The 6,823-nt window shown below is 57.8% G+C and carries 7 protein-coding genes; 6 read left to right on the top strand and 1 reads right to left on the bottom strand.

Translation table 11 applies throughout. The annotated features are described in order from the left end of the window. Positions 1-398, bottom strand: a 398-nt coding sequence (locus tag D6877_RS03955; protein WP_130909929.1) for a DUF4124 domain-containing protein, incomplete at its 3' end; no start/stop codon positions are given. A gap of 399 nt (positions 399-797) precedes the next feature. On the opposite strand from D6877_RS03955, the gene D6877_RS03950 reads away from it, so the two are divergent. From D6877_RS03950 to msrQ, 6 genes are all read left to right on the top strand, one after another. Then, positions 798-2,522: an acetolactate synthase 3 large subunit gene (locus D6877_RS03950; protein ID WP_039761986.1), complete on the top strand. Its 1,725-nt coding sequence runs from the start codon at positions 798-800 to the stop codon at positions 2,520-2,522. Between the two features lie 2 nt (positions 2,523-2,524). After that, positions 2,525-3,016 (top strand): acetolactate synthase small subunit, encoded by a 492-nt coding sequence (ilvN, locus tag D6877_RS03945; RefSeq protein WP_003176102.1) that lies wholly within the window; start codon positions 2,525-2,527, stop codon positions 3,014-3,016. Between the two features lie 46 nt (positions 3,017-3,062). Continuing rightward, positions 3,063-4,079: a ketol-acid reductoisomerase gene (gene ilvC, locus D6877_RS03940; protein WP_003228216.1), complete on the top strand. Its 1,017-nt coding sequence runs from the start codon at positions 3,063-3,065 to the stop codon at positions 4,077-4,079. A gap of 148 nt (positions 4,080-4,227) precedes the next feature. Continuing rightward, positions 4,228-5,085, top strand: a complete 858-nt coding sequence (pssA, locus tag D6877_RS03935; RefSeq protein WP_016773182.1) for a CDP-diacylglycerol--serine O-phosphatidyltransferase — start codon at positions 4,228-4,230, stop codon at positions 5,083-5,085. Between the two features lie 63 nt (positions 5,086-5,148). Continuing rightward, a complete protein-coding gene (msrP, locus tag D6877_RS03930; protein WP_130909918.1) occupies positions 5,149-6,162 on the top strand; it encodes a protein-methionine-sulfoxide reductase catalytic subunit MsrP in 1,014 nt (337 codons plus the stop codon). Then, positions 6,162-6,785: a protein-methionine-sulfoxide reductase heme-binding subunit MsrQ gene (msrQ, locus tag D6877_RS03925; protein ID WP_024014316.1), complete on the top strand. Its 624-nt coding sequence runs from the start codon at positions 6,162-6,164 to the stop codon at positions 6,783-6,785. Before msrP ends, msrQ begins: the two co-directional genes overlap by 1 nt. The last annotated feature ends 38 nt before the right edge of the window (positions 6,786-6,823 follow it).

Genomic DNA, 6,823 nt, shown 5'->3' with positions numbered 1-6,823 from the left:
ATCTGCTTCTTCGCTTCGACGATGCGTTCCTGACGCTGTGTATCGTCGAGCCTGCGCACATCCCCCTCGACCTCCTCACGCAAGCGCGGATTGTTCTGCAGTTGCGCCAGGTTCGTGCGTGCCTGCTCGCAAAAAGCCTTGAGCTGCGCCTGCTGCTCGGCGACCTGTTTCTTCACCTTGGCATCAATGGCTTTCTGATCGCCAAGTACGCCGCCGCCCGGCATCGGCGCCGCTTTCGGAGTGGGCGAGGAGGGCGTCTGCAGGGTCGTGGACGGTTGGCCCTGCGGCGGCTGTGCATCGAAATGCGTGACACCTTGGGCATCGACCCATTTGTAGATTTGAGCGGCCGAGCACCATGGGCTGAGGCCGATCAGTAGAGTGAGGAGGAGCGTTCGCATGCTGATTCCTTGGCAAAAATGCGCAATTGACGCTAACAGAGTAGCGCTTTTCGGGTTTTTTCTTGCGTTCTCATGTGCTTACCCACAATTAACCACACAGACGACTTGACTTGCAGAGGGCGAAACAGAAGAATCCAAAGTCCGCTGTAGAGGGACTGCCAGAAGCAGACCCACTCGGTAGATCATGAGGCGCACATCCGCGCCGACCTGTTACACCCGCAACGCGTTACCTCGCGCTGGGTGGGAAAGGCCCGCAACACTTGGGACGATCCCAATACTTGCTCAGTCAGTGCTGACGTAGTCGGCGACCACCGTCGCTCATGCTCTGCCGAGAAGTAAACCTATTAAGACCCGCCCCTTTTTTGTGGACGGTATTCTGGCGTTTTAGAGGTGAACAACGTGGAGCTTTTATCTGGCGGTGAGATGCTCGTCCGCTTTTTGCGTGACGAAGGCGTCAAATATATCTACGGGTACCCGGGTGGTGCTCTCCTGCATGTTTACGATGCCCTGTTCAAAGAACCGGAAGTGACCCACATCCTGGTTCGTCACGAACAAGCGGCGACCCATATGGCTGACGGCTACGCCCGTGCCACCGGTAAAGCCGGCGTGGTATTGGTGACTTCCGGTCCAGGCGCCACAAACGCCATTACCGGTATCGCCACCGCCTATATGGACTCGATTCCGATGGTGATCATTTCCGGTCAGGTGCCAAGCACCATGGTCGGCACCGACGCGTTCCAGGAAACCGACATGATCGGTATCTCCCGGCCGATCGTGAAGCACAGCTTCATGATCAAGCACGCTTCGGAAATCCCGGAAGTCATGAAGAAGGCCTTCTACCTGGCGCAATCCGGTCGTCCGGGCCCGGTCGTGGTCGACATCCCGAAAGACATGACCAACCCGGCCGAAAAGTTCGAATACGTTTTTCCGAAAAAAGCCAAGCTGCGCTCCTACAGTCCGGCCGTTCGCGGTCACTCCGGGCAGATCCGCAAAGCAGCCGAAATGTTGTTGGCGGCCAAGCGCCCGGTGCTGTACTCCGGCGGCGGCGTGATTCTCGGCAATGGCTCCGCGCAACTGACCGAACTGGCAAAAATGCTCAACCTGCCGGTGACCAACACGTTGATGGGTCTGGGCGCATTCCCTGGCACTGACCGTCAGTTCATCGGCATGCTGGGTATGCACGGCAGCTACACCGCCAACCTGGCGATGCACCATGCCGACGTGATCCTCGCAGTGGGCGCACGCTTCGACGATCGCGTGATCAACGGCCCGGCGAAATTCTGCCCGAACGCCAAGATCATCCATATCGACATCGACCCGGCGTCGATTTCCAAGACCATCAAGGCCGACGTGCCGATCGTGGGTCCGGTCGAGAGCGTCCTGACCGAAATGGTCGCGATTCTCAAGGAAATCGGAGAGACCCCGAACAAGGAGTCCGTAGCCAGCTGGTGGAAGCAGGTGGATGAATGGCGCGGTGATCGCGGCCTGTTCCCTTATGAAAAGGGCGACGGCAGCAAGATCAAGCCGCAGACCGTGATCGAAACCCTCTGCGAAGTGACCAAGGGCGACGCCTTTGTGACCTCCGACGTGGGTCAGCACCAGATGTTTGCCGCGCAGTACTATACGTTCAACAAGCCGAACCGCTGGATCAACTCCGGTGGCCTGGGCACGATGGGCTTCGGTCTGCCAGCCGCGATGGGCATCAAACTGAGCTTCCCGGACGACGACGTTGCCTGCGTCACCGGCGAAGGCAGTATCCAGATGAACATCCAGGAGCTGTCGACCTGCCTGCAATACGGCTTGCCGGTGAAGATCGTCATCCTCAACAACGGTGTGCTGGGCATGGTTCGCCAGTGGCAGGACATGAGCTACGGCAGCCGTCACTCGCACTCCTACATGGAATCGCTGCCCGACTTCATCAAGCTGGCTGAAGCCTACGGCCACGTTGGCGTACGCATCACCGAATCGAAAGATTTGAAGTCGAAGATGGCCGAAGCGTTTGCCATGAAGGATCGCCTGGTGATCATCGATGTTGCGGTCGACACCAGCGAGCACGTCTACCCGATGCAGATCAAAGACGGCTCCATGCGCGATATGTGGCTGAGCAAGACGGAGCGTACTTAATCATGCGGCACATTATTTCCCTGCTTCTGGAAAACGAACCCGGCGCTCTGTCTCGCGTAGTCGGCCTGTTCTCGCAGCGCAACTACAACATCGAAAGCCTGACCGTGGCCCCGACCGAAGACCCGACCCTGTCGCGTCTGACGCTGACCACCGTGGGCCACGACGAAGTGATCGAGCAGATCACCAAAAACCTGAACAAGCTGATCGAAGTGGTCAAGCTGGTGGACCTGTCGGAAAGCGCTCACATCGAGCGTGAACTGATGCTGGTCAAGGTCAAGGCCACTGGCGCCCAGCGCGCCGAGATCAAACGCACCACCGATATCTACCGTGGACAGATCGTGGATGTCAGCGCCAGCGTGTATACCGTTCAGTTGACCGGTACCAGCGACAAGCTCGACAGCTTCATTCAGTCCATCGGCACCGCATCGATTCTGGAAACCGTCCGCAGCGGCGTGACCGGTATTGCTCGCGGCGACAAAGTACTCAGCATCTAAACCAAATTAGCGCATGGCCTGAACGGCCGGATATAAGGGGAAATTCATGAAAGTTTTCTACGATAAAGACTGCGACCTGTCGATCATCCAGGGCAAGAAAGTTGCCATCATCGGTTACGGCTCCCAGGGCCACGCTCAAGCGTGCAACCTGAAAGACTCCGGTGTCGACGTTACCGTCGGTCTGCGTAAAGGTTCGGCCACCGTTGCCAAAGCCGAAGCTCACGGCCTGAAAGTGACCGACGTTGCTTCCGCTGTTGCCGCTGCCGACCTGGTCATGATCCTGACCCCGGACGAGTTCCAGTCCTCGCTGTACAAGAACGAAATCGAGCCGAACATCAAGAAAGGCGCCACCCTGGCCTTCTCCCACGGCTTCGCGATTCACTACAATCAGGTTGTTCCGCGTGCCGACCTCGACGTGATCATGATCGCGCCGAAAGCCCCGGGCCACACCGTGCGTTCCGAGTTCGTCAAAGGCGGCGGTATCCCTGACCTGATCGCGATCTACCAGGACGCCTCGGGCAACGCCAAGAACGTTGCGCTGTCCTACGCCGCTGGCGTCGGTGGCGGTCGTACCGGCATCATCGAAACCACCTTCAAGGACGAGACCGAAACCGACCTGTTCGGCGAACAAGCCGTTCTGTGCGGCGGTACCGTTGAACTGGTAAAAGCCGGTTTCGAAACCCTGGTTGAAGCTGGCTACGCGCCGGAAATGGCCTACTTCGAGTGCCTGCACGAACTGAAGCTGATCGTTGACCTCATGTACGAAGGCGGTATCGCCAACATGAACTACTCGATCTCCAACAACGCCGAATACGGCGAGTACGTGACTGGCCCGGAAGTGATCAACGCCGAATCCCGTCAGGCCATGCGCAACGCCCTGAAACGTATTCAGGACGGCGAATACGCCAAAATGTTCATCAGCGAAGGCGCAACCGGCTACCCTTCGATGACCGCCAAGCGTCGTAACAACGCCGCTCACGGTATCGAAATCATCGGCGAGCAACTGCGCTCCATGATGCCGTGGATCGGTGCCAACAAGATCGTCGACAAAGCCAAGAACTGAGTCGTCGTCCCTTGTACGAAAAACGCGGCCTCGGCCGCGTTTTTTCGTTTGGGCCGGTGCTTCTGGTATAAAGCTGCATCGTTTGTGGCCGAACTGTCGTCCTCAAGCTTCTGTCGAATTTTTTCCAAACCGTTGCAAGGTAATGTCCATGAGCGAACGTCCCGAAGAGCCGAACAAGGCTTCCGACGCCGAAAGCCTGCTGCCCATCGATGAACATATCGAAGAAGGGCACGACGCTGAAGGTCGTAAAGTCCGGCATCGTGGTATCTATCTGCTGCCGAACCTGTTCACCACTGCCAACCTGTTCGCAGGCTTTTATTCCATCATCAACTCGATGAGCGCCCAGGCCGCATTGAGCGCCGGCGACTCGGTGAATGCGAGCAAGTACTTCGCCTTCGCCGCGATCGCGATCTTCGTCGCGATGGTGCTCGACGGCCTCGATGGTCGCGTGGCGCGCATGACCAATACGCAAAGTGCCTTCGGCGCCGAGTACGACTCGCTGTCGGACATGGTCGCCTTCGGCGTTGCGCCGGCGTTGTTGGCCTTCGGTTGGGCATTGGGCGACATGGGCAAGGTCGGCTGGATGGTCGCCTTCATTTATGTCGCGGGTGCGGCATTGCGTCTGGCGCGTTTCAACACCCAGGTCGGCACGGCGGACAAACGCTACTTCATCGGTCTGGCCAGCCCGGCGGCGGCAGGTGTGGTGGCCGGTATTGTCTGGGCGTTCAGCGATTACGGCATTCAGGGTTCGAAGATGTCGTTCCTGGTGGCCTTGATGGTGGCGGCGGCCGGCATGCTGATGGTCAGCAACATCAAGTACAACAGCTTCAAGGAGCTGGATCTGAAAGGGCGCGTGCCGTTCGTGGCGATCCTTGCGGTGGTGTTGGTATTCGCTGTCGTGTTCAGTGATCCGCCGCGCATTCTGCTGCTGGTATTCCTCGCCTATGCGGCGTCCGGTCCGGTGCAATATCTGTTGCGTCTTCGTCGTCACAAAAACGCCGAGTGATGTAATTTCCCGCATACTCCGCAGTCTATGGGTGCACCTGTCCTCCAAAGCTGCGGAGTTGTCATGTTGATCAAGATCCCCAAAGCATCCGACTGCCATGAGTCGGATGTCACGCCTGAAGCCATTTATCTCTCCCGCCGCCAATTGCTCGGCGCCACTGCTGCCGGTATTGCCGTGAGCAGCCTGCCGCGCTGGGCCAGCGCTGCTGATGCCTCGCGCTACTCTGATGTCGAATCCGGCAAGGCGCCGGCCTGGTTTGCCGAAAAGCTTTCTTCCACTCAATGGGGGGCGGTCAACGTCAAGGATGAGGCGATCACGCCTTATAAAGACGCGACGAACTACAACAACTTTTATGAGTTCGGTACCGGCAAGGGCGATCCGGCGAGGAACGCTGGCGACCTGAAAACCGAACCCTGGAGCGTGGTGATTGACGGGGAGGTGGGTAAGCCGGGGCGTTATGCGCTGGAAGACTTCATGAAGCCGTATCAATTGGAGGAACGTATCTATCGTCTGCGTTGCGTCGAGGCGTGGTCGATGGTCGTTCCCTGGATCGGCTTTCCCATCTCGGCCTTGCTCAAACAGGTCGAGCCGACTTCCAAGGCCAAGTACATCCGCTTCGAAACCCTGCAGGATCCCAAGAGCATGCCCGGCCAGCGTTCCGGTTTTGCCTTGATCGACTGGCCGTATGTCGAAGGCCTGCGTCTCGATGAGGCGATGAATCCTTTGGCGATCCTCGCGGTGGGCATGTATGGCCGCGAACTGCCGAACCAGAACGGCGCGCCTCTGCGTCTGGTGGTGCCGTGGAAGTACGGCTTTAAAAGCGTGAAATCCATTGTGCGCATCAGTCTGGTCAGCGAGCAGCCGAAGACCACCTGGCAAAGCATTGCTGCCGATGAGTATGGCTTCTATGCGAATGTGAATCCGACGGTTGATCATCCGCGCTGGACCCAGGCCCGCGAGCGGCGCTTGCCGAACAGCCTGTTCAAACCGAATGTGCGCGATACGCAGATGTTCAACGGCTACTCGGATGAAGTCGCTTCTTTATATACAGGGCTCGATCTGCGGAAGAACTACTGATGCGTTATCCGTTCTGGCGAGTGGGCGTTTTCATTGCTGCGGCGGTCTGGCCATTGCTGTGGTTCTATCAAGCGTTCGCCGATCTGCTCGGGCCTGATCCTGGCAAGGTGCTGGTTGATCGTCTCGGGCTTGGCACGCTGGTGTTGCTGTTGATTACGCTGAGCATGACGCCGTTGCAAAAGCTGAGCGGCTGGGCGGGGTGGATTGCAGTGCGCCGGCAGTTAGGGCTTTGGTGTTTTGCTTATGTGACGCTGCATCTGTTCAGCTATATGGCGTTTATCCTCGGATTCGACTGGTCGCAGCTGGGCGTTGAGCTACGCAAGCGGCCTTACATTATTGTCGGTGCGCTGGGCTTTCTCGGATTGCTGATACTGGCGGTGACGTCCAATCGTTATAGTCAGCGTCGTTTGGGAGCTCGCTGGAAGAAGCTGCATCGTCTGGTTTACCTGATTCTCGGACTGGGTTTGCTGCATATGCTGTGGATTGTGCGGGCCGATCTGGAAGAGTGGACCATTTATGCCTTTATAGGTGGCGTGCTTTTGCTGCTTCGTCTGCCGCCGGTGATGAAGCGAATCCCGCGTTTACTGGGTAAAAAGCAGAATCTGCAAGAAAAGCGAAATTAACGGTTGACGGCAGATTCCAGAGGTCTATAATTCGCCCC

The sequence above is a fragment of the Pseudomonas sp. Sample_9 genome, from assembly GCF_004307535.1.
Lineage (GTDB): Bacteria > Pseudomonadota > Gammaproteobacteria > Pseudomonadales > Pseudomonadaceae > Aquipseudomonas > Aquipseudomonas mercuritolerans.
The sequence above is the reverse complement of the archived record's forward strand: the minus strand, read 5'-3'. Positions and strand labels throughout refer to the sequence as shown.

Bases quoted from the DNA above. Each gene is read 5' to 3' on its own strand.
- msrP (WP_130909918.1), top strand. From the start codon at position 5,149: ATGTTGATCAAGATCCCCAAAGCATCCGACTGCCATGAGTCGGATGTC.
- pssA (WP_016773182.1), top strand. From the start codon at position 4,228: ATGAGCGAACGTCCCGAAGAGCCGAACAAGGCTTCCGACGCCGAAAGC.
- msrQ (WP_024014316.1), top strand. From the start codon at position 6,162: ATGCGTTATCCGTTCTGGCGAGTGGGCGTTTTCATTGCTGCGGCGGTC.
- ilvC (WP_003228216.1), top strand. From the start codon at position 3,063: ATGAAAGTTTTCTACGATAAAGACTGCGACCTGTCGATCATCCAGGGC.
- ilvN (WP_003176102.1), top strand. From the start codon at position 2,525: ATGCGGCACATTATTTCCCTGCTTCTGGAAAACGAACCCGGCGCTCTG.